The sequence below is a fragment of the Lachnoclostridium phytofermentans ISDg genome (genome assembly GCF_000018685.1).
Taxonomy (GTDB): domain Bacteria; phylum Bacillota; class Clostridia; order Lachnospirales; family Lachnospiraceae; genus Lachnoclostridium; species Lachnoclostridium phytofermentans.
On sequence record NC_010001.1, the window covers coordinates 232,924 to 253,531 of the forward strand.

17 protein-coding genes are annotated in these 20,608 nt (G+C 38.7%); 10 read left to right on the forward strand and 7 right to left on the reverse strand.

Going from position 1 to position 20,608, the window contains the following annotated elements; all coding sequences use genetic code 11:
* Positions 1–52 precede the first annotated feature (52 nt).
* Complete coding sequence (locus CPHY_RS01055) at positions 53–1,231, reverse strand: amidohydrolase (protein WP_012198218.1); 1,179 nt, start codon at positions 1,229–1,231, stop codon at positions 53–55.
* 328 nt (positions 1,232–1,559) lie between these two features.
* On the opposite strand from CPHY_RS01055, the gene CPHY_RS01060 reads away from it, so the two are divergent.
* The 3 genes from CPHY_RS01060 (at position 1,560) to CPHY_RS01070 (ending at position 5,232) form a co-directional block, all read left to right on the forward strand.
* A complete protein-coding gene (locus tag CPHY_RS01060) occupies positions 1,560–2,048 on the forward strand; it encodes a deoxycytidylate deaminase (RefSeq protein WP_012198219.1) in 489 nt (162 codons plus the stop codon).
* A 214-nt stretch (positions 2,049–2,262) separates the two neighbouring features.
* On the forward strand, positions 2,263–3,693 hold the full coding sequence (locus tag CPHY_RS01065) for a serine hydrolase domain-containing protein (RefSeq protein WP_012198220.1): 1,431 nt from the start codon (positions 2,263–2,265) through the stop codon (positions 3,691–3,693).
* On the forward strand, positions 3,694–5,232 hold the full coding sequence (locus CPHY_RS01070) for a glycoside hydrolase family 43 protein (protein WP_012198221.1): 1,539 nt from the start codon (positions 3,694–3,696) through the stop codon (positions 5,230–5,232).
* A 142-nt stretch (positions 5,233–5,374) separates the two neighbouring features.
* On the opposite strand, the gene CPHY_RS01075 is transcribed toward CPHY_RS01070, so the two are convergent.
* The 5 genes from CPHY_RS01075 to CPHY_RS01095 all read right to left on the reverse strand — a co-directional run bounded on the left by CPHY_RS01075 (position 5,375) and on the right by CPHY_RS01095 (position 11,806).
* Positions 5,375–7,168, reverse strand: coding sequence for an ABC transporter ATP-binding protein/permease (locus CPHY_RS01075; RefSeq protein WP_012198222.1), 1,794 nt, complete (start codon positions 7,166–7,168; stop codon positions 5,375–5,377).
* Positions 7,169–7,170: 2 nt separating this feature from the next.
* Complete coding sequence (locus CPHY_RS01080) at positions 7,171–9,114, reverse strand: ABC transporter ATP-binding protein/permease (protein ID WP_012198223.1); 1,944 nt, start codon at positions 9,112–9,114, stop codon at positions 7,171–7,173.
* 11 nt (positions 9,115–9,125) lie between these two features.
* The gene (locus CPHY_RS01085; RefSeq protein WP_012198224.1) at positions 9,126–9,812 is read right to left on the reverse strand and encodes a redoxin domain-containing protein; all 687 of its coding nucleotides are present in this window, start codon (positions 9,810–9,812) and stop codon (positions 9,126–9,128) included.
* A 183-nt stretch (positions 9,813–9,995) separates the two neighbouring features.
* Complete coding sequence (locus CPHY_RS01090; protein ID WP_012198225.1) at positions 9,996–11,129, reverse strand: sensor histidine kinase; 1,134 nt, start codon at positions 11,127–11,129, stop codon at positions 9,996–9,998.
* Positions 11,126–11,806, reverse strand: coding sequence for a response regulator transcription factor (locus CPHY_RS01095; RefSeq protein ID WP_012198226.1), 681 nt, complete (start codon positions 11,804–11,806; stop codon positions 11,126–11,128). The genes CPHY_RS01090 and CPHY_RS01095 overlap by 4 nt, the downstream gene beginning before the upstream one ends.
* Positions 11,807–11,953: 147 nt before the next feature.
* Between CPHY_RS01095 and CPHY_RS01100 the strand changes: the two genes are divergently transcribed.
* The 4 genes from CPHY_RS01100 to CPHY_RS01110 are packed head-to-tail and all read left to right on the forward strand — an operon-like array spanning position 11,954 to position 14,068.
* Positions 11,954–12,568, forward strand: a complete 615-nt coding sequence (locus CPHY_RS01100; protein ID WP_157668635.1) for a hypothetical protein — start codon at positions 11,954–11,956, stop codon at positions 12,566–12,568.
* The gene (locus tag CPHY_RS22270) at positions 12,558–12,692 is read left to right on the forward strand and encodes a CD1871A family CXXC motif-containing protein (RefSeq protein ID WP_278183984.1); all 135 of its coding nucleotides are present in this window, start codon (positions 12,558–12,560) and stop codon (positions 12,690–12,692) included. The genes CPHY_RS01100 and CPHY_RS22270 overlap by 11 nt, the downstream gene beginning before the upstream one ends.
* Complete coding sequence (locus CPHY_RS01105) at positions 12,685–13,551, forward strand: 4Fe-4S binding protein (RefSeq protein ID WP_012198228.1); 867 nt, start codon at positions 12,685–12,687, stop codon at positions 13,549–13,551. The genes CPHY_RS22270 and CPHY_RS01105 overlap by 8 nt, the downstream gene beginning before the upstream one ends.
* Complete coding sequence (locus CPHY_RS01110) at positions 13,535–14,068, forward strand: TlpA disulfide reductase family protein (RefSeq protein ID WP_012198229.1); 534 nt, start codon at positions 13,535–13,537, stop codon at positions 14,066–14,068. The genes CPHY_RS01105 and CPHY_RS01110 overlap by 17 nt, the downstream gene beginning before the upstream one ends.
* 141 nt (positions 14,069–14,209) lie before the next feature.
* On the opposite strand, the gene CPHY_RS01115 is transcribed toward CPHY_RS01110, so the two are convergent.
* Entirely contained in the window at positions 14,210–15,694 is a 1,485-nt protein-coding gene (locus tag CPHY_RS01115) for an L-fucose/L-arabinose isomerase family protein (RefSeq protein ID WP_012198230.1), read from the reverse strand.
* A 495-nt stretch (positions 15,695–16,189) separates the two neighbouring features.
* Between CPHY_RS01115 and CPHY_RS01120 the strand changes: the two genes are divergently transcribed.
* From CPHY_RS01120 to CPHY_RS01130, 3 genes are all read left to right on the forward strand, one after another.
* Positions 16,190–18,400, forward strand: a complete 2,211-nt coding sequence (locus CPHY_RS01120) for a methyl-accepting chemotaxis protein (RefSeq protein ID WP_012198231.1) — start codon at positions 16,190–16,192, stop codon at positions 18,398–18,400.
* A gap of 18 nt (positions 18,401–18,418) precedes the next feature.
* Entirely contained in the window at positions 18,419–19,099 is a 681-nt protein-coding gene (locus tag CPHY_RS01125) for an MgtC/SapB family protein (RefSeq protein WP_012198232.1), read from the forward strand.
* A 176-nt stretch (positions 19,100–19,275) separates the two neighbouring features.
* Positions 19,276–20,403, forward strand: coding sequence for a glycoside hydrolase family 88/105 protein (locus tag CPHY_RS01130; protein ID WP_012198233.1), 1,128 nt, complete (start codon positions 19,276–19,278; stop codon positions 20,401–20,403).
* Positions 20,404–20,608 lie beyond the last annotated feature (205 nt).

A 20,608-nucleotide genomic window follows, 5' to 3' on the forward strand; every position in this document is an offset into this window, starting at 1 on the left:
CTTGCGGTAAATAACATATCGCAAGACGCTTTTATTTGAAAAGGCACCCACTTCATTTAGGTTTATGATATTGATAAATAATTTTACCATCGATAATGGTATAGAGACAGTTTGTAAAGACTTCTAATGGGTTTCCATCAAAGATGGCGATGTCAGCATCTTTTCCAACCTCCAGGCTCCCTATACGATGGTCAACTCTACATATTTTTGCAGCGTTTATTGTGATTGCTCTTAGTCCGTCCTCCATCGGTAGCCCATTCTTAACAGCGAACCCAGTGCAAATAGGAAGGGTTTGTATAAGACTAACTGGATGATCAGTTGTAATAGAAACTAAAACACCTGCTTTGCTAAGTTCACCTGCTGTCTTAAATGCCATGTTTTGTACTTCAATTTTATTGCGGGAGGCAAGGTCGGGACCAACAATGGCGGGAAAACCAGAGTCTAAGATTTCCTCAGAGATGAGATGGCCTTCCGAACAGTGATCTAAAGTCATATCCAATTCGAACTCTTTTGCAATACGTATCGCTGTTAGGATGTCATCGGTACGGTGGACATGTGCTTTAAGAGGAATCTTTTTTTCTAAGACGGGTATCCATGGCTCTAATCGAAAGTCCTCATCAAATTCCTCTGAAGTTTCTTCAGCCTTCTTCTTTTTCTTAAGATACTGCTTAGCTTTCCATAATTCTTCCCGAAGTAAGAACGCAATACCCATTCGGGTGAATGGCATCATAGCTTGTTCCCCATAAAAGGATTTTGGATTTTCACCAAATGCAACCTTCATTGCTGCTGGATTTAAGATAGCTAAATCCTCAATGCATCTCGAACCCGCTGTTTTTAAAAAAGTAAATTGTCCACCTACGACATTTGTACTTCCTGGCCCAACCATAATTCCCGTAATACCTGCTCGTATGGCATCATGAAAAGCTGGATCTAGCGGATTGATAGCATCGATTGCCCGTAGATATGGAGAGACCGGATTGCTTGTCTCGTTCGAGTCGTCTCCTTCTTTTCCTTTCTTTTCTTCAGAAATACCGACGTGACAATGCGCTTCAATTAATCCTGGCATCACAATACAGTTTGTTGCAGGTATGGTTATGAGTGAATTATCCTCACTGATTGAGATTGTAGGGGCGATTTCTTTAATTTTTCCATCCTCTATTAATAAATCACCGGGTTGATACTTTGTTTCGGACATCGTTAAGATGATTCCGTTCTTAATTAATAGTTTCATAGTGACTCCTTAGTTAACCATAGAGTTAAGTGACGATCTATGGATATTAGTTTATTCATGACAGGAAAAGTTCGCGTAGCGAGCTTTTTTCTGTTTATGGCATTACTACATCTGCAAACAACAGTGATATGCTATGGCTGTGCGTGCGATAAGATATAATTTCAAATTTATGAATTTCTTACATGTGTAGTATTAACAGACGAATTAAAAATATGAAGATGAGTTTACATTCGTAACTGTTTTTTCTTGTATAATAAAAAACAGTATGCTATTCTAGGTGATAATAGAGATTCAGGAGGCGTTATAACGTCAGAAAAGGAGTTAACATATGGAACGTAGAGACAAAGTGAATTACTATCTTGATATTGCAGAAACAGTTTCCAAACGTAGTACTTGTCTTAGAAGAATTTATGGAGCAGTGATTGTAAATAATGATGAGATTATTGCAACCGGCTATGTCGGAGCGCCCAGAGGAAGAGCAAATTGTTCTGATCTGAATTATTGCATACGCACTAAACTTTCGGTACCACGAGGAGAACGTTATGAGCTATGCCGTAGTGTACATGCAGAAGCAAATGCAATTATTAGTGCACCAAGAGAAAAGATGCTTGGATCAACGCTTTATCTGGTGGGATTTGAAATGCCAGATATGACTTATATTCAGAATGCTAACAGCTGTTCCATGTGCAAACGTATGATTATTAATGCGGGAATCGAAAGTGTAGTTATTAGAGATAGCAAAGAAGATTATCGAATTATTGAAGTTAATGATTGGATCGAAAATGATGAATCTTTGGATGGTGTAAGAGGGTATTAGTGAGTATAAAATTTCTTCAAGAAAAGATTTGAGGAGATTATGGAAAAGGTAAATATTATTATGCTGAGATATTTCGATAGCAATCTCTATAAAAGAGATAAATTAGAATAGCATTAGTTATGACAAGAAAAATTTTGAAAGCGTACTTTTTCTTGTTTAGAATAGAATGTACAGAAACAACGAAACTATTGAATTTACCACCGAGGAGAAAGAGATGAATATGACAAATAACAAAAAATTAATACCAGAAAAAGCAGTGAAGTCATTTCTTAAACAAATACAGGGTGACCGAGTGAATCTGCATGGTTTTCTTATGATGTTAGAGGATGAAGTTATTTATGAGGGCTACTGGGAGCCATTTCACGCAGAATCGATGCATCGTATGTATTCTGTTGGAAAAAGTTTTACTTCAATTGCAATTGGCCTGCTTGAGGAAGAAGGGAAACTGAAACTTACAGATACAATCTGCCCTTATTTTGAAGATAAGTTACCGAAAGAGGGAGTACATCCATGGATTAAAGAAACCACAATTCGTGATATGCTTTGTATGACAACAGCTCACCATACAACGACATATAAGAGATTTCCAGAGGATGACTGGGTAAAATCATTTTTTCATGTTGAGCCTACTCATAAACCAGGTACCATTTTTTCTTACGATACCTCTTCAACACATGTTCTATCCGCTTTGGTAGAAAGACTAACAGGAATGGAGTTACTTGATTATCTAAGAGTAAAATTTCTAGATCGTATAGGATTTTCCAAAGATGCTAAGATTCTAAAAGATCCTATGGGGGTTTCTCAAGGTGGTTCTGGACTGATTTGTACACTAAGAGACTTAAGTTTAGTAGCCAATGTATGTCTTCATATGGGAGAGTATAGGGGAGAGCAGCTATTACCAAGAGAATACCTGATGGAGGCAACAAAAAAGCAGGTAGACACAGTACTACAACCATATCTTGATGAACAATTTGGCTATGGATATCAAATATGGAAAACAAGACATAATGGATTTTGTTTCTACGGAATGGGCGGGCAGCTTGCGGTGTGCTTTCCAGAGCATAATTTTGTATTTGCAACCACAGCGGATACACAAGGCTCACCTAATGGACTTAAAAATATATATGATGCGTTTTATCAGCAAGTATATCCGTATTTAGAAGGTGTTACCTTAGATGATTCGGAAGAAACTCTTTCCGATATAATAAATCATCTAAGAGTCCCTATAGCTTCTTCTATTTTTGAACCATACATAGAAGGAAAGAAAATAATGGCACAAAGTTATAGGATGCAGCCAAATCAGATGGGATTAGAGGAATTAACTGTTACTATAGATGGGGAAGTTGGACATTTTGATTACAAAATGAAACAAAAATCACATCGATTAACCTTCCATCTAAAGGAAGCATACCATCAAAACTTCCCTGATACACAGTTTGAGTGCATGTGTTCTGGGGTATGGCTTACAGAAGATGTACTTTATATTAAGACGAATATTATAGAGGAATATTTCGCTTCTATGAATATGCTGCTAGTATTCCGAGAGGATACGGTAACTATTTGTATGAAGAAGGCAGCAGAGACGATTTTACAAGATTATGAGGGTTTTGCTACTGGAACGAGAACATATGGAGGTCAGGCATAGATGAGACAAGAATATTGTAATCCAGTACAACGAGGATTTTTCCCAGATCCGTCTGTTATTCGCGTTGGAGATGATTATTACATGGTGAATTCCTCCTTTCAATACTTCCCGGCAATTCCTATTTCACATTCCAAGGATATGGTTCACTGGCATATTATAGGACATGCGATAACGAATCCTGAATATCTTCCATTAGAGGATATCAAAGATTCACACGGTATTTGGGCACCAGATATTTCGTACCATGATGGAACCTTTTACATTTATGCGACACTTCGTTTAAACGGTAGCGGTACCAGAGGAAATAATGTTCTTCGAAGACAGCTTTTGGTTACTTCAAAGACACCGGAAGGTCCTTACTCTGCACCTACTTGGCTCGAAGTAGATGCGATTGATCCATCCCATTTTGTCGATGACGATGGAAAGCACTATATGGTAATTGCGAAAGCAGCTACCGTTATTCCATTAAGTGATGATGGAAAACGTGTGATTGGTGAACCATTTGCAGCATGGACTGGAACAGGAGAGTGTTGTCCAGAGGGACCACACATTTTAAAAAAGGATGGGTACTACTATGCTATCGTTGCAGAAGGTGGAACTGGGTATGGGCATGGAATAAATGTGGCACGTTCTAAAAACTTATATGGTCCTTATGAGGAGTGCCCTTATAATCCAGTACTGCGTCAGTTTAAGGAGGATTCTCCTATTCAGCGTACCGGTCATGGGAAATTGGTTCAGACACAAAATGGTGACTGGTGGATGTATTATTTACTTGGTAGACCAAACCAAGGGAGATATACGACCGTTGGTAGAGAATCTGGCCTTGATCCAGTTACCTGGACAGAGGATGGCTGGTTTATCGTAAATGAAGGGAAAGGTCCAAGTGAAAGACAGATAGCTCCAGACCTTAAACCACATGTCTTTGAGAGAAATTTAAAGGACGATTTTGAGGAAGAGAAGCTTAATTTAGATTGGGAATTTGTTCGAAATCCTGACTATGGTAGCTGTTCGTCAACAGAGAGACCTGGATACTTTCGCATCTGGACAAGAGATGGTAGATTAGATGAGATTCGTGCTAAGAATACTTTAGTTCGTAGAGAGCAAGAACTATCTTATGAAGCAGAAACAAAAGTAGAATTCTACCCAACCAAAGATGGTGAGCAGGCAGGTTTAACTTGTTATTATAGTACGGCCACTTATGCAAGATTTTCTCTTTGCTATGAAGGAGGAAGAAAACTTCAGCTTGTAATAAATCGAAATCATGGAGAAGAATTGATGGCGGAAGTTCTAGACATCAAGGAAAGAGCAGTTTATCTAAAAGTAATAGTGGAGAAGTTAACCCGTAGTTTTTATTATAGCTACGATGGTAAGGAGTGGACTTTGGCTGGAGTATTAGAAAATTGTATTTACCTTTGCGATGAGGGTGTTCCAGATGATCCAAAGCGCCATACCGGCACTTTAGTAGGCATTTATGCCAACAACGGAGGTTGCGGTTCTAGAATACCAGCAGACTTTGATTATTTTTATTATCAGGAATAGTTTACCATAATGATTAGGATCAATGGTTGAAAGTATTCAGTAAACAACAGCCTCAAAAGGAGGAGAAGCGACACCAAATTGGTCTCACTTCTCCTCCTTTATTAATGTCTTTACTTCAGAGTTTCTTTGATAAATATCATTCTCACTTTTTCAGTGCTATCGCTGGCTCGGTACGTATTAACTTATAGCTCGCTACAGCACTTAGAAGCATAACAATGGCAAAGGTAGCCACTATGGATAAAACGACCTGCGCTCCTGTAAAAATCAGCGCGAAATCAAGCAGTTTACCAAGTAATATGCTGGCGAAAAGGAGAATGAGGTTTACTACTGTGGCGAGGGAGGACAGCAACAAATTTTCACATCGAATCATCGAGCTGATTTGCTGTCTGCTAAACCCAAGAGCTGACAACAGTCCTATTTCGTGATAACGAGTGTTTTGTAGCTTGTTCAGCAAAATAGTGCAGATGAACAAACTAATTGCCAAAATCAAAAAGGAAATCACAAGAAATAATTTATTAAGACTGTGAAACGTGTTTTGTAGCGCGTACACCTCGTCAGAGGCCGTTTTGGCAGTGATTCCCCGTAACTTTAGGACGTTGCTAACCCCTACGATATCGGAAAATTCCTTGACATCATAGCTAATAGAATAGTTTTTTTCATCCGTAATATTTTTATAAAATTGTTGCTCAATATCAGAGCTGACAATAAAATCATCATAGCCAGCGTTATAGATTCCACTCATAGTAAGCTTATGTTTTTGTCCATCCAGTTCTAATATAAACTCTTTTCCTAGAAGTTTCTTAATGTCTGAATCAAATTTCTTAGCAAGGCTTGGTGTGATTGCAATCTCATTTTGTCCGAGACGAGGCATCACACCATAAGATAAGCTCTCGGTCGCTTTTGGCGTCGGAAACTTCTCCGCTATCTGCTCTGATTTATCACCTGTCGATAAAGTGAGATTACGAAGCTTATACTGATAATACACGTTTTCGATGCGTTCGTCCTTCTTAAGATATTCGAGTATTGTACCATCGTCCGCACCCTTGATATAGCCATTATTAAAGGCGGTGTTCTTGGTCTTAAAGTCGTCGATAGAGCGTTCCATCACATTGCCAAAGGATAGAGAAAACAGGAAGGCAAGTAAGCCAATGGAGATAGAGAGAGATACCGCAGCATAACGCGTTAAGTGCACCTTAAAGTTTTTCACAGCGCGAGAGAATATAGAAATCTTAGGCGACGAACCGACTACCAACGCTTTTTCGTCTGTCACATCGCGTCTTATTACCCGCTCCTCTATGATTTTTTTCTCCTTAATGTGAATGATCTCATCGGCAAATTCGCAAATTTTTGCATCGTGAGTAATTACCACAACAAGTCTGTCCCTAGATATTTCTTGCAGCAGCTTCATAATTTCTGTTGAGGTCGTGCGGTCAAGAGCACCGGTAGGCTCATCAGCGAATATGATTTGCGGGTCACTCATCAAGGCCCTGGCGATCGCAACACGTTGCTTTTGCCCGCCAGAGAGGTTTTCCACTTTTTGATTTTCCTTTTCTCCAATTCCTAGTCGCGTTAAAAGTGTTGCGGCTTTTTGTCGGCTAGCATCTGGAGAATCTTTCGACAGTGCGGATGCAAGTAGCACATTTTCCGATGCGGTATAACCTGGAAGCAGGTGATAATTTTGGAACACAAAGCCGATGTTATCCCGGCGATACTGACAGAGCTTTTCAGCGTCCATTCCGCTAATTAATGTGCCTCCTACCAGGATTTCTCCTTCGTAATCAGTATCGAATCCAGCAAGAAGGTTAAGCAGGGTGGTTTTACCACCACCAGACGCACCCATTAGGCACACGATACCTTTGGAAGGAAAGGTATAGCTACTGTTTTCTAATATAATGGCATTTCCATATTTTTTTGTCACATGATTTACTTGTAACATAATTAACGATCTCCTGTCTTTAGTGAGGCAGACGCCTTAGTCATAATACCTGCAATGGTTGTGGTTGTACAGGCAAGGATGCCCATTACAAGGACAAGTAACACTCCAGCAAAAAGTAGATTTCCGTTTAATATATTGACACTCCAAAGTGCAGTGGTTGCTAAGTTTATAAGAGGAGAAATGCATAGGAATAGAATGCCAGATGCTGCTGCTAAAATCATAAATTCCGAAGCCGTCATCAGTAAGAGGTGCTGGTTTGCATATCCACTTACTTTAAAAATCGCATATTCTCTCCTACGTGTTAGAGCGGTCATTAAGGATACCGAAAGAATGATTACTGCTGCCAAGATACCGATAACGAGGATAGCAGAACCGGACTGTTCGGTAGTCTGGTCATTTAAACGTACCATATCCTCCACCAGTTCAAAACGCCCTAGTGGGACGATACCTTCTGCATTGAGTTCATCCTTAATAGCAATTAGATCAGCAGGTGTCTTGGTGCGGATTGTAAAATTCCCTTCGCCGTTTTTTATGTCCGCTTGTGTGCGCATCTCATTTAGTGCAGATCTACTAAAAAAGAAGGCGTCATCCACGGAATATTCCATCAACTGACCACCGTATTCATATTTGACTGTGGTGTCTACCACACCAACGATGTTCGCTGTGGTAGACACCGGCATTGAAACAGGCTCACCACTGTCCCAGTTATAGATGTTTCCTTTAAAGTCAATGGTTTTACCTAGTGCTTCTTCCGCTGAAACACCTAGCTTTTCAATAAAGCTTTTTGGGACAACAATTTCGTTATCTTCTCCCATAGGCATTTTGCCTGCAATTAGCTTGTTGACAGTAGGGACGGAACTGCCTGTGTCGATGCTGTACTCTTTGCCATCTGCTGATACCTTAATGTCGTTGTAGTGTTGCGTGAATACGATGTGGGACACTCGCTTGTCATTCAGATATTTATCATACAGCCCATCAATATTTTGGTCTACATTGGCGTTTGGCTCATCCTTTTGGGAGCCATCTGTTCCACCTGCACTCATAAAGCTCCCCACGATGCTGATATCCAAAATGCTTTCACCATAGGTTTCAAACAATTTGTCGAAGGCAGATTGACTACTGTCTGTAATCGCACCACTGACTGTGACTAACAGAAGGGTTGCAGCAACCACCAGTGAAAGCGCGGTAGTAATTGTACGATTCCACTTACTTTTGATGTTACTTAAAGACAGTTTACAGGCACTCGCAAAAGAAAGCTTGTGAGGTTTTAATGTATCAGCTTTTTCTTCCTTTATGGAAACCTCCTCGGTAGCAGCGGTCAATTCACCCTTATCAAGCTCATAAACCTTGGCACTCTGGTCAATCAGCGAGGTATCGTGAGTAACCACAATCACAGTTCTGTTTTTGGCAATGTCACGCAAAATATCCATTGTAGTTTTTGAGGATTTTTCATCCAAAGCACTGGTTGGCTCATCTGCAATGATGACTTGTGGATTTTTCATCAGCTCTCTAGCTATTGCCACACGCTGCTTTTGACCGCCAGATAACTTACCTACCTTTTGATTGTCAAGCTCACTAATTTTTAGTTCGCGTAACACCTTCATAATTGCTTTTTTATCTTGACCATGTTTTAAAAATTGTGGAAGCATGATGTTTTCCAAAACTGTCAAATCATCTAACAGGTTAAAATCCTGCCACACAAAGCCGAATATATTATTATAGTAATAGCTTTTTTCCTGCTCGGTGAGTGCTTTTACATCTTGCCCACAATAAAAAACCTCACCGTCAAATTTTTGTTCCATACCACTGATGATTTTTAGCAGCGTAGTTTTACCGCTGCCAGAGGAACCAATAATAAAATTCAGCCCCTTGCCAATGGTCATAGAAATATTTCTAAGGGCATATTCATCCCCGAATTGCTTGGATACATTTCTTATTAAAAACATCTTAATCTCCTTTACTTACCGAAAGCTTCCTCCTGCAACTCTTCAAAGGTTGCATTGCTATTGTTATTTTTCCATTGCTCTTCAATTTTTTCATTACTCATGGGAATCATTGTGCAGGACGATTGAAGCTGTCCTCTGCTGTTTGCCAGTCCAGAAACAGGATCGCCTAAGTTTGGCATTACAATAAATTGAGAGTAAAGTTCCTTATTGTTTTCGTAAAACTCCTTTGAAAAGAAATTGGAAATACCATTGTATCGAGATGCGACTTCATCATTCCAAATAATGTTGGTAAAGCCTAAGTTCGTAGTCATCTCCTTGGCTTTGTCGGAGTTCTCTTCTCCATCCATGACGATACCTACGATTTTATAGCCATTTTCCTTAGCAATAGGGAGCATATCATTTAACCGGGTAAGCTCTGTGAGACTCTTATCGTTATCTGTTTGCCAGAATACAAGCCATACGCCACGCTCTGTTCCAGAAAAAATCTCATTAGTGACAGGTGTACCATTGGTATCTTTGGTGTGAAAGGTCATATCCACCGTTTGGTCAAAGCCTTCCGCCATAGCCATGGGTGCGCCTTCCTCTCCAAGGAGCTTGCCAGGGCAAATGTCCTCGTCCTGCGCCGTCTGCTTTTTTGCACAACCAGTGATAGAAGTTGCGATTAGCGCAGCCATTAATATTGTGATTAATTTTTTCATGATCTTACCTCTTATTTCATTTTGATGAGGCTATTGTAGCAAAGATGATATAAAATCCGTGTTAAGAAAATCTGATAAGGTACCGCTTGTTTTTATATAAGTGGAAGCAATCTTATTCCTTCTGTGAGATTGTTTCCAATGGAAAGAAGAAGACCACGAACAAATCTGCTCATGGTCTCCTTTTTATAATTGTATGGTGAATCGACTGCCCGCTGTTTCATTTTCGGAAACGGACACGACCCCGTTATGCTTTTCTATTATTGTTTTCACGGTTGACAGTCCTAAACCTGCGCCACCTATTTGTCTTGAACGAGATTTATCCACACGAAAGAAGGGTTCAAAAATTAACTCTTCTAGCTCCTTCGGTATTCCGATACCTGTGTCCGCAATCGTTACAACAGCATGGTCTGCCGAATCCCCAATGCAAATGTCAACTGTTCCGTTTTCGGTATTATATTTGATGGCGTTTTCGACTAGATTGTAAAAGGCTCTGTGCAGCAGACTTTTGTTTCCAGCTATGCTTTTTGATGTGCCATTTACATTAATCGTAATATTTTTTTCTTTCGTAAGAGGAATCAACTCCTCCACAACATCTTGGAGCAATGCGTTTAGTTCGATTTGTTCATCATAGTCTAGATCGTCCATATTGGTCAGGTCTAATAAATCCTTCACTAGCTCTGACAGTCGGTTTGTATGAGTGGTGATGACCGATAGTAAATTATCATATTCTTCGGATGTATGTTCTTTTTTCTTTTTAAACACATCCACCTTTGTTCTTAGCACTGTAAGCGGCGTACGTAGCTCATGGGCGGCACTTTGGGAAAAACGTTTTTGCATGGCAAAGGCTTCTTCTAATTTGCTGGACATTTGGTTAAAGGAAACCGTCAGATCTGCAATCTCATCGTGAATTTCTGGCACCGGTAAATCCTCAGACAGATTGTGCACCGTACGATTTTTCATCTGGTGACTCAACACCCGTAACGGCATTAAGGCTTTCCCTGTAATATAGTAGGTAAGTCCACCGCCTATGGTCACGATCAACACCATATATATAATGCTTTGATATAAGAAACGAGTTCGCGCTATTTGGGAGCCTTCTGACGGTGTGGTTGTTGTCCTACTAAGCAAGGGGGCTTGTTCTATAGCAGTTGCATCCTTAGAAACCTCGTATGCCGGCGTGATTGGAATAGCTTCGATTACATCTGCCATGTGATATGCAGAGAGGTTTAAAATAGTAGTTAAGCCAATACAGCAGGTGGTAAGTGCTAAGATACTAAGAGCAGTAAGACGAGCACGAATGGATAGCTTTTTTATCATAGTGATCCACCGCCGTTCAAAAAATAACCCTCGCCGATTTTGGTTGCGATGGGATCATATCCAAGTGCTATCTTAAGCTTTTTACGCAGAGAAGCAATGTGCACTCGCACAGCGTTACTAAAGCTATCTGCTTCCATATTCCAAACGTGCTCCATCAGCTCTTCCTGACTGATGACCTTGCTTTGATTCAAAAGAAAATACTCCAACAAGGCCAGCTCTTTTTTGGTCATAGTAACATCGATGCCACTTACAGATACCGTGCGTCCAACTGTATCTAAGGAAATTTCGTTCCATACGAGCACCGAGTTTTCCTGTACGAAGGAGCGTCGCAACAGACTACGAATACGTGCTTCTAGTTCCTCAAAAGCAAAAGGCTTTGCTAGGTAATCATTTGCACCGATATCTAACCCCAAAACCTTATCGGACACGCTGCTTCGAGCGGATAAAATAAGAATTTTCATATCCTTATTTGTTTTTCTAAGATCTGACAAGATATCAATGCCATCCATACCAGGAAGATTTAAGTCCAACACAACAAGATCATAGGTTTCTGTGGAGATAAGTTCATATGCCACATCTCCATGATAACAGGTATCAACGGCATATCCATCTATTTGTAATCCCTCTGCGATGGTATCGCATAAATCAATTTCATCCTCAACGATTAAAATCCGCATCGAAACACCTCCAATTTTTTATTTATTATACCACATCAACATAAATTCTACGTTAAGGAAATTCACATTTCATCTTAACACGGATTTTATGTGTCACTTGCTACAATGATTGCAACAAAACGAAAAACGAAAAGGGAGGATAACGACTTGAAGAAAACAACTGTAGCTTTATTTACCGCACTTCTGGTGCTTTCTCTTGCAGGCTGTAGCTCTGCGCCATCAGATGAAAAAATCAAAACCGCTTTGGAGGACGGTACCATTACCATCGAAGATGCAAAGGAGAAGGGTTGGATTGATGATGAGTGGGTTGAGGCAAATTTTGAACCGATTAAGGCGAAAACAAAAATCTATCTGTTTGACTCGTTTCAAACCACTTACCTTGATGGAACACCTGCTTCCTCTGAACTGATTGAGGGAAAAATGTGTCTTGTATTTTTTAACACTGCAAAAGATGGCACCATGGATAAACTTAAGGTGTTTAATGACATACGTGAAGAAATGGAAGACATCGGTGTTCCTATACTAGGTATCATTACGGACGAACAACTAGAGGATGCAAAGGAAAAGCTAAACGACATCAAGTTCCCAATTCTTGTTTATAATGAGGAAATGCAAAAATCGCTTGCAGAATTCAATGAGCTGATTGATAGCGATGTAGTTTCTATTTTTACCAAGGAGGGAGGATTTTACTCCGCCTGGAATAGTGGCTGTGACTCTGAGTCCTTGCTAGACTTTGCACGAGGGCTTGCTGATGAAGAATAAGCTACCGATTTTCCTATTCTTTTCAGCCATTACTTTGATTGGAATCGGTGCTTTTCGTGGCGAGGCACTGGAAGTGTTAAATAAGGGAATCAATCTGTGTTTGGAGTGCGTGGGTATTGGCTAAGAATAAAAACAGATGGAAAGTGCAAGCAGCCGCCACGCTACTGACTAACTCCCATATAAGTGGATTTTTTACAGGAAAAATCTATAAAGGTAAGCTGAAAAGCATTTGTGTTCCAGGGCTTAATTGTTATTCCTGCCCTGGAGCGATAGGCTCCTGTCCCATTGGCTCTCTGCAAGCAGTAATCGGTTCCTCAAAATTTAAATTCTCCTATTATATTGTAGGGTTATTGATTTTATTTGGCGTCTTGCTTGGACGGTTAGTATGTGGATTCCTCTGTCCATTTGGATGGTTTCAGGAACTCCTACACAAGATTCCGACTAAAAAATTCAGTACAAAAAAGCTGAAAGCATTGACCTATATGAAATATGTTATTCTAGTTGTATTTGTCATTATCCTACCTATGACCATTATAAACGAGGTGGGAATGGGCGATCCATGGTTTTGCAAGTGGCTTTGCCCTGCGGGTATATTAGAGGGCGCACTACCACTTTCCATTGTGGACAGCGGAATAAGGGCAGCACTTGGTACGTTGTTTACATGGAAAAGCTGCTTGCTGGTTGGAATTGTTACCTTGTCCGTTTTCTTCTATCGCCCATTCTGTAAGTGGATCTGTCCTTTGGGAGCTTTTTACGCTCTGTTTAATAAATTGTCTTTTTATCGGTTTAACATTGATAAAGAGAAATGTACAAGCTGCAAAGCCTGTGCAAAAGTCTGTAAAATGGATGTAGAGGTTTATAAATCACCCAATCATAACGAATGTATCCGCTGCGGAGATTGTATTCGTACCTGTCCCCACGGCGCAATTTGTAAAAGTATCAATTTAAGAAAAGAGGATAAGAAAAATGAAAAAATGGCTTAGCATGTTAATACTGGCTATATGTATGTTTTCGCTTGTTGCTTGCAGCAACAACGAAATTGAGGGTACAAAGCAGCCCTTTCCTGAATTTGAAGGAGTTGACTTTGAAGGTAATTCCGTAAGTAACGATATTTTTAAGGATTATGATGCGACAATTATAAACTTTTGGACAAACGGATGTGGTAGCTGTATCGCAGAGATGCCAGAACTTGAGGAATATTATCAAAAATTTAAGGAGAAAAACATCAATCTGATTGCAGTAGCAGCCAGCGCGGGTGATTCTGACGAGATGAGATTAGGAGCGGAGAAGATATTAAAAGAAAAAGGAGTTACTTTTACCAATATCATCCCTGATATTAATAGCAGCTTTTATAAGGACTTTATTTGTGAAATAACGGGATTTCCTATTACCTACATTGTGGACAGCGAGGGAAATATGATTGGAGCTCCACTTATTGGTGTGGTAAAAAAACAGGAGGATACGCTGATGAAACGGTTAGATAAGATTACAGAGCAGTGATATTAGACGAGTGGCGGACAACGATATACGCTGTCCGCCCTATACATAGAGAATTATATCTGAATTTTAGTTTTGTCCCTATGGACATCTGAAAACTTATTGTTGACTTTGTTATGAGTCATTCGAATAATTTATAATTCATTATCTGTAGAATGGATTTTCTGTTGGATACATCATGGAGGCTGGTCTATTAAATTCAATATCAGCTACATCAAAGTATTTAAATACTTCAAAAATTGCCTTACCGAAATGTCCGAATGCAACAGCTCCGTGATGAGGGTAATTCTTTTCTACTAATACATGACGGTAGAAACGCTTCATCTCTGGAATAGCAAATACACCGATGCTACCAAAAGACTGAGTCGGAACAGGAAGTACTTCACCTTCTGCAACATAAGCACGTAATACAGTATCAGCAGTGCTTTGAAGACGAAAGAATGTGATTTCACCTGGAGCGATATCACCCTCTAAGGTACCTCTTGTGATGTTTGGTTCCTGATTTGGCTCAAGGCTTCTAGCCATAATCTTCTGATTCTTCATAGAACAGGAGGATAATTTCTTAGATGGTGTATTTCCACAGTGGAAGCCCATGAAGGTATCGGTTGGCTTATAGTCAAACTTGCCTTTGATAGAAGCATCGTACATATCAGCTGGTACAGTGTTGTTAATATCAAGAAGAGTAACGGAATCTTCACTGACACAAACTCCAAGGTACTCACTTAATGCACCATAGATATCAACTTCACAGGAGACTGGCATACCCTTACTTGCAAAACGACTGTTTACATAACATGGTACGAAACCAAACTGAGTCTGGAAGGAAGGCCAGCACTTATTAGCGAATACAACAAACTCTTTACAACCCTTGTGAGCCTCTGCCCAGTCAAGTAATGTAAGCTCGTACTGTGCAAGCTTAGGAAGGATGCCAGGCATATTATTTCCAGTACCAAGTTCTTCTTCCATATCTTTTATCACATCTGGAATTCGTGGATCATTGGCATGATCGTTAAATGATGCGAATAAGTCAAGCTCAGAGTTTTCTTCAATTTCAACACCTAGGCTGTATAACGCTTTGATTGGAGCATTACAAGCAAGGAAATCCTGAGGTCTTGGACCGAAGGAGATAATCTTTAAGTTCTGTAAACCGATAATTGTACGAGCGATTGGTAAGAAATCTTCAATCATAGTAGCAACCTCAGTTGGTGTACCAACCGGATATTCTGGTATGTATGCACGGATATTACGTAACTTTAAGTTATAGCTTGCATTTAACATACCACAGTATGCATCGCCACGTTCATCTGCAAGTATAGAGGTAGTTTCCTCTGCAGCTGCAGCAAACATAACAGGACCATCAAAATTCTTTGCTAATAATGTTTCGCTGCTTTCTGGACCAAAGTTACCAAGGTAAACAACGAGAGCATTACAATTTGCTGCTTTTACATCAGCAAGTGCTTTTAACATATCTTTCTCATTTTCAATCGTGATTGGACATTCATAAATTTCAAGCCCTTTTTCGCGATAAGAGGAAACAACAGCTTCTCTTCTTCTGTTGGAGAGACTCATAGGGAAACAGTCTCTACTTACGGCAACAATGCCGACATTAATGTTTGGAATGTTATTCATTTGAAAATACCAAACCTTTCTTAGTAATGGGTGTTGTAAGTTGGTTTCGGAATAATTAGTTTAGTCATAAAACTATGTAATTGTATTATAAGTTTAACTACACGAAATGTCAAGGAAGTACAAGTTATATACAAAGAAAAATACAAAACAGTTTATAAAAAAATACAAGATATTTGTAAAAAAAATACAAGAGATTTATAAAGAAAATATAAGCGGGAATTTATAAATTCAAAGGGATACCTTAAGAAAAAAAGTTCCATGAGACACTTTTTTGAAAAAATTAATATAAGCGCTTTAATATGCAACACAACTTGTCGATATATGTTGAACTTAGTTGTATCTTGTGGTAATTAATGTATAATAGAATTAGGAATGACATCATTGAAGAACTGGAAAAGTGTAGTAGATAGCAGTAATTTTAAGAAAGTGCGGAATTCTTTTATGAAAAATATGGCTGAGAAAGCTGTAAATTTACAAATTAAAGGAAGGTTCATTATGATGAAAAAGAAGGGGAATCAAGAAGAATTTAAGGTAAAGCGATTAAAAAGACAATCGAAGAAGGAAGAAAACATTGAGAAGTTATACAAGCTAAATAAAGAATTAAAGCAAGAGAAAGAAATTAGACAAGATAGGTATTCAAAGAAAAGGGAGAAAAAAAGGATCTTTGGAATTCGCTTAAGGTTAGCTTTGGCGTTTATGGTACCAATCGCCTTCATTATCATTCTAGGAATTACATCATATAATAAAGCGTCAGAAGCAATGTTAAAAAGCTATGAAGAATCATCCTTTCAAGCTCTTAAGACTACAACAAACTATTTCGAATTAGCAATGCAAACGGTAGAATTACGTTTAAATCAGCTAAAAGGCTATGAGAATTTAAAGAATTACTATTCTGGTACATATAAAAGTGATCCAATAACGGAGATGACTACATATAAGAATCTTCAAGTGTATATTGAAACAACGACGTATTCGGATAATGTTTTGGCTAACTTATACGTATTTAGCAAACGTGGTAATAACTTAAGTAACTACGGGAGCATGGATTTAAGTGGTGCAGAGTTGGTGGAGGCTTATCTTGAAACTGAAGAAGGAAAAAGAGATGAAAAAGAGAATGGAGCATATTCTTGGTCTGGCAAGCATCAGTTTGTCGATGAGCATTTTGTGCAGGATAAGAGTAAAATTACAATCCCATATGCTTTTTCCGTATCCTCAGCCTTTTTTGGGAATGGATTTAAACAAATCGGTTATATGGTAGCAGATATTAGGTTAGACTTATTTCAAAAGAAATTATCAGAGCTTGAACTATCTGAAAACTCTATCTTTGTAGCTATCTCAAAGGATGGTTATGAAGTGCATAGTAATGAGGCTGAGGGCGTTTTGATTGCTGACAAATCGTTTTATACCGATGCATTAGCAAGTTCAGAGCTAAGTGGAACTAGCTATGTAGACTTTAATGGTGAAAAGCACCTATTTTTATATTCGAAAGCTACGAAATCAGGAATTACCGTATGCGGGCTGGTTCCATACTCCTATTTGATATCACAAGCAAAGGCTATTAGAACATCAACTGTGATATATGTTCTTATAGCAGTGGTCAGTGCTTTGTTCATTGCAGTCATTATGTCAACCGATATGGGAAGTGCTATTAATAAAATTATTGTCGCACTAAAAAAGGCTTCGGAAGGAGACTTAACGGTATCTGTTAATTGCCAAAGAAAAGATGAATTTGGTATGTTAGCGGATAGCGCTAATAATATGATCTCTAATGTAAAAGGGCTTATTGATAAAGCACAGAAAGTAAAGGATACTATTTCATTATCTACGGATGAGGTATCGGATTCTGCAAAGCAGCTTTTAATAGCGACTCAGAATATTTCTACTTCGATTGAAGAAATTCGTCAAGGTATTGTACAACAAGCGGAAGATTCTGAAAAATGCCTTCGTCAATCAGACGAATTAACAACGAGAGTGAATCAGGTATCCTATAATGTTACAACGATTGAAAAACTGACAGAGGACTCTAAAGCGGTCGTACAGCAAGGATTAGTTTCCATTGACATTTTGCGAGATAAGTCAGAAGAAACAACTAAGATAACAAATAACATTATCGGGGATATCGAATCGTTAGAGGCAGAGAGCGAGTCCATTGGTAAGATTATTGGTGTTATTAATGATATTGCTGAGCAGACGAATTTGCTATCTTTGAACGCGTCAATTGAAGCAGCTAGAGCAGGGGATGCTGGTCGTGGATTTGCAGTCGTTGCAGATGAGATAAGAAAACTTGCAGAACAATCAGTCAGGGCATCTGGTGAGATAGCAACTATCATTAGTAGCATTCAAGGAAAAACGAAGCTTACCGTAACCACAGTTCAAAAGTCAGAGAATATTGTAAAATCTCAGGGAAATGCGTTATTAAATACCATCGATTTATTCCAGAAAATTGATGCATCAGTTGGTATGATTGCAAAAGAGCTTACTGAAATTACGTCTGGTATATCGGGGATTAAAGTTGCTGAAAATACTACATTAAATGCGATAGAGAGTATATCTGCGGTTTCGGAAGAAACAGCTGCATCCTCAGAAGAAGTAGATAGTGCGGCAAATCGCCAAGTAGAATCGGTATCGAAATTAAGAGAGGCAACTTTGCATTTAGAAGCAGAAACGAAAGAATTGAATGAAGCGTTGAATCAATTTCGTATATAAGTTTAGGAGGTAACAACGATGGCCATGCCGGAGTTATTAACAGAAGTTAATGTAGTATCAACAACCGTCCGCCTGCTGTTAGCATTAGTTTGCGGTGGAATTCTTGGGATTGAACGAGGACGGAAAAAACGCCCGGCTGGTTTTCGAACTTATATGTTGGTCTGTATAGGATCAACCTTAGTAATGATTACGAGTCAATACATCTGTTCACTGTATCAAAATTCTGATCCTGCGCGTATGAGCGCGCAGGTTATCAGTGGTATCGGTTTTCTTGGTGCAGGGACAATTATCGTGACAGGTAGAAATAGAGTGATGGGGTTAACAACAGCTGCTGGACTTTGGGCATCAGCTTGTATTGGTCTTTCCATCGGTATTGGTTTTTATTCTGGTGCTATTATTGGTTGTATTCTCATTTTTTTTGTAATGTCAGTACTTCATCGATTAGACGAGCGTGTGATATCCTCTGTAAAGATTATTAATCTCTATGTAGAGTTATCACAAATGAGTGATGTCGGGCATCTTATGAGATTTGCAAAAGAGCAGGATTTAAAAGTAAATGATGTTGAATTTGTAAGAGGAAAATCAGCTTCAGGGCTAGCCTTAACACTTACGTTAAAATTTCCGAAGTGTTATACGCAGATCGAAATTATAGAGCTATTCAGTACAATTGAGGGAGTTACTTATATGGAAGTAATCTAAAGTAGCAAAAAATCAGTATTTAGTAAAAAGATTGAAAATAAGCTGGTTGAATGAAAGCGCTTTCATATGCTATAATTAGATATCATGCGTATTATCTTTCATTGATCTTAGATTGATATGCCATAATAATCGCACTGTAACAACATAGTTACCAAGAATACTAGGAGGATTAGACCATGGATATGATTGTAAAGTACATTAATGAGTTACTTGATAAGAGTACACCAGAAGTACCGATGTGGAACATAGAAAAAATTAAGAGCGGCGAAAAATCAGAATGGAACTACATTGACGGTTGTATGATTAAGGCTGTTCTTGAGATGTACGCAATAACAAAAGAAGAGAAGTACCTAAAATTTGCAGATGATTTTATTGATTATCGTGTGGATGAGGAAGGTAATATTTCCGGGTATGAAGTGGAAAAGTTCAACATTGACGATGTAAATGCAGGTAAAACATTATTTGAACTTTATGATTTAACTGGGAAAGAAAAGTACCGCAAAGCAATTGATATCATTTATAAGCAAGTAAAAACACAGCCAAGAACTAGAGAAGGTAACTTTTGGCATAAACTAATTTATCCTCAACAGGTATGGTTGGATGGTTTATATATGGGTCAGCCATTTTACATGGAATATGAGACTCGTTTTAATAATAAAAAGAACTATGAGGATATCTTTCATCAGTTCTTTAATGTATATGAGATGTTAAGAGATGAAAAGACTGGTTTATATTATCATGCATTTGACTCTTCAAGAGAAATGTTCTGGTGTGACAAAGAAACAGGATTATCCAAGCATTTTTGGTTAAGAGCTCTTGGCTGGTATGCGATGGCACTCTTAGATACTTTAGATAAGTGCGAGCCAACTGGTTATGAGAAAGAGTATGAAAGATTAAAGCAAATCTTTATTGAATATATGGAAACAATTTTAAAATATCAGGATGAAAGCGGTATGTGGTATCAGATTCCTGATATGGGTGGACGTGAGCGCAACTACCTTGAGACAAGCGGAAGTTCTATCATGGCATACGCATTACTAAAGGGTGTACGTCTTGGTTTCTTACCAGAGAGCTATCGTGAGAATGCAAAGAAGGCAATGGACGGTATCTGTGAGAAATACCTTCATACAGAAGAAGGCAAGATGAGCCTTGGAGGAATTTGTCTTGTGGCTGGTCTTGGCGGTAAGCAAATGAGAGACGGTACTTATGATTATTACATGTCGGAGCCTATTGTAAAAGACGACGCTAAGGGTGTTGGACCATTCCTATTAGCATATACAGAATTACTTCGTCTTCAGAAATAATAGAAAGCTATAAATTTTATTTAACAAGCGTTGTCGTAATATATTGTTGGTTTATCAAATAAATAATCGATTTATAAATAAAAAATCCCAAATTCGACAAAAAAACAAAAAAGGAAGCCTCCCAAAAAGTTTAAAATTTCTGTGAACTTATTTGGAAAGGCTTTTTTTTTGCAATAAAGTGTGGTATAACTAGATACACAGACTG

Excerpts from the sequence above, each read along its gene's own strand:
- CPHY_RS01075 (WP_012198222.1), bottom strand. The coding sequence starts at position 7,168 with ATGTTACAAGTAAATCATGTGACAAAAAAATATGGAAATGCCATTATA.
- CPHY_RS01055 (WP_012198218.1), bottom strand. The coding sequence starts at position 1,231 with ATGAAACTATTAATTAAGAACGGAATCATCTTAACGATGTCCGAAACA.
- CPHY_RS01130 (WP_012198233.1), top strand. The coding sequence starts at position 19,276 with ATGGATATGATTGTAAAGTACATTAATGAGTTACTTGATAAGAGTACA.
- CPHY_RS01070 (WP_012198221.1), top strand. The coding sequence starts at position 3,694 with ATGAGACAAGAATATTGTAATCCAGTACAACGAGGATTTTTCCCAGAT.
- CPHY_RS01065 (WP_012198220.1), top strand. The coding sequence starts at position 2,263 with ATGAATATGACAAATAACAAAAAATTAATACCAGAAAAAGCAGTGAAG.
- CPHY_RS01095 (WP_012198226.1), bottom strand. The coding sequence starts at position 11,806 with ATGCGGATTTTAATCGTTGAGGATGAAATTGATTTATGCGATACCATC.
- CPHY_RS01125 (WP_012198232.1), top strand. The coding sequence starts at position 18,419 with ATGGCCATGCCGGAGTTATTAACAGAAGTTAATGTAGTATCAACAACC.
- CPHY_RS01115 (WP_012198230.1), bottom strand. The coding sequence starts at position 15,694 with ATGAATAACATTCCAAACATTAATGTCGGCATTGTTGCCGTAAGTAGA.
- CPHY_RS01120 (WP_012198231.1), top strand. The coding sequence starts at position 16,190 with ATGATGAAAAAGAAGGGGAATCAAGAAGAATTTAAGGTAAAGCGATTA.
- CPHY_RS01090 (WP_012198225.1), bottom strand. The coding sequence starts at position 11,129 with ATGATAAAAAAGCTATCCATTCGTGCTCGTCTTACTGCTCTTAGTATC.
- CPHY_RS01060 (WP_012198219.1), top strand. The coding sequence starts at position 1,560 with ATGGAACGTAGAGACAAAGTGAATTACTATCTTGATATTGCAGAAACA.
- CPHY_RS01085 (WP_012198224.1), bottom strand. The coding sequence starts at position 9,812 with ATGAAAAAATTAATCACAATATTAATGGCTGCGCTAATCGCAACTTCT.
- CPHY_RS01110 (WP_012198229.1), top strand. The coding sequence starts at position 13,535 with ATGAAAAAATGGCTTAGCATGTTAATACTGGCTATATGTATGTTTTCG.
- CPHY_RS22270 (WP_278183984.1), top strand. The coding sequence starts at position 12,558 with ATGAAGAATAAGCTACCGATTTTCCTATTCTTTTCAGCCATTACTTTG.
- CPHY_RS01080 (WP_012198223.1), bottom strand. The coding sequence starts at position 9,114 with ATGTTTTTAATAAGAAATGTATCCAAGCAATTCGGGGATGAATATGCC.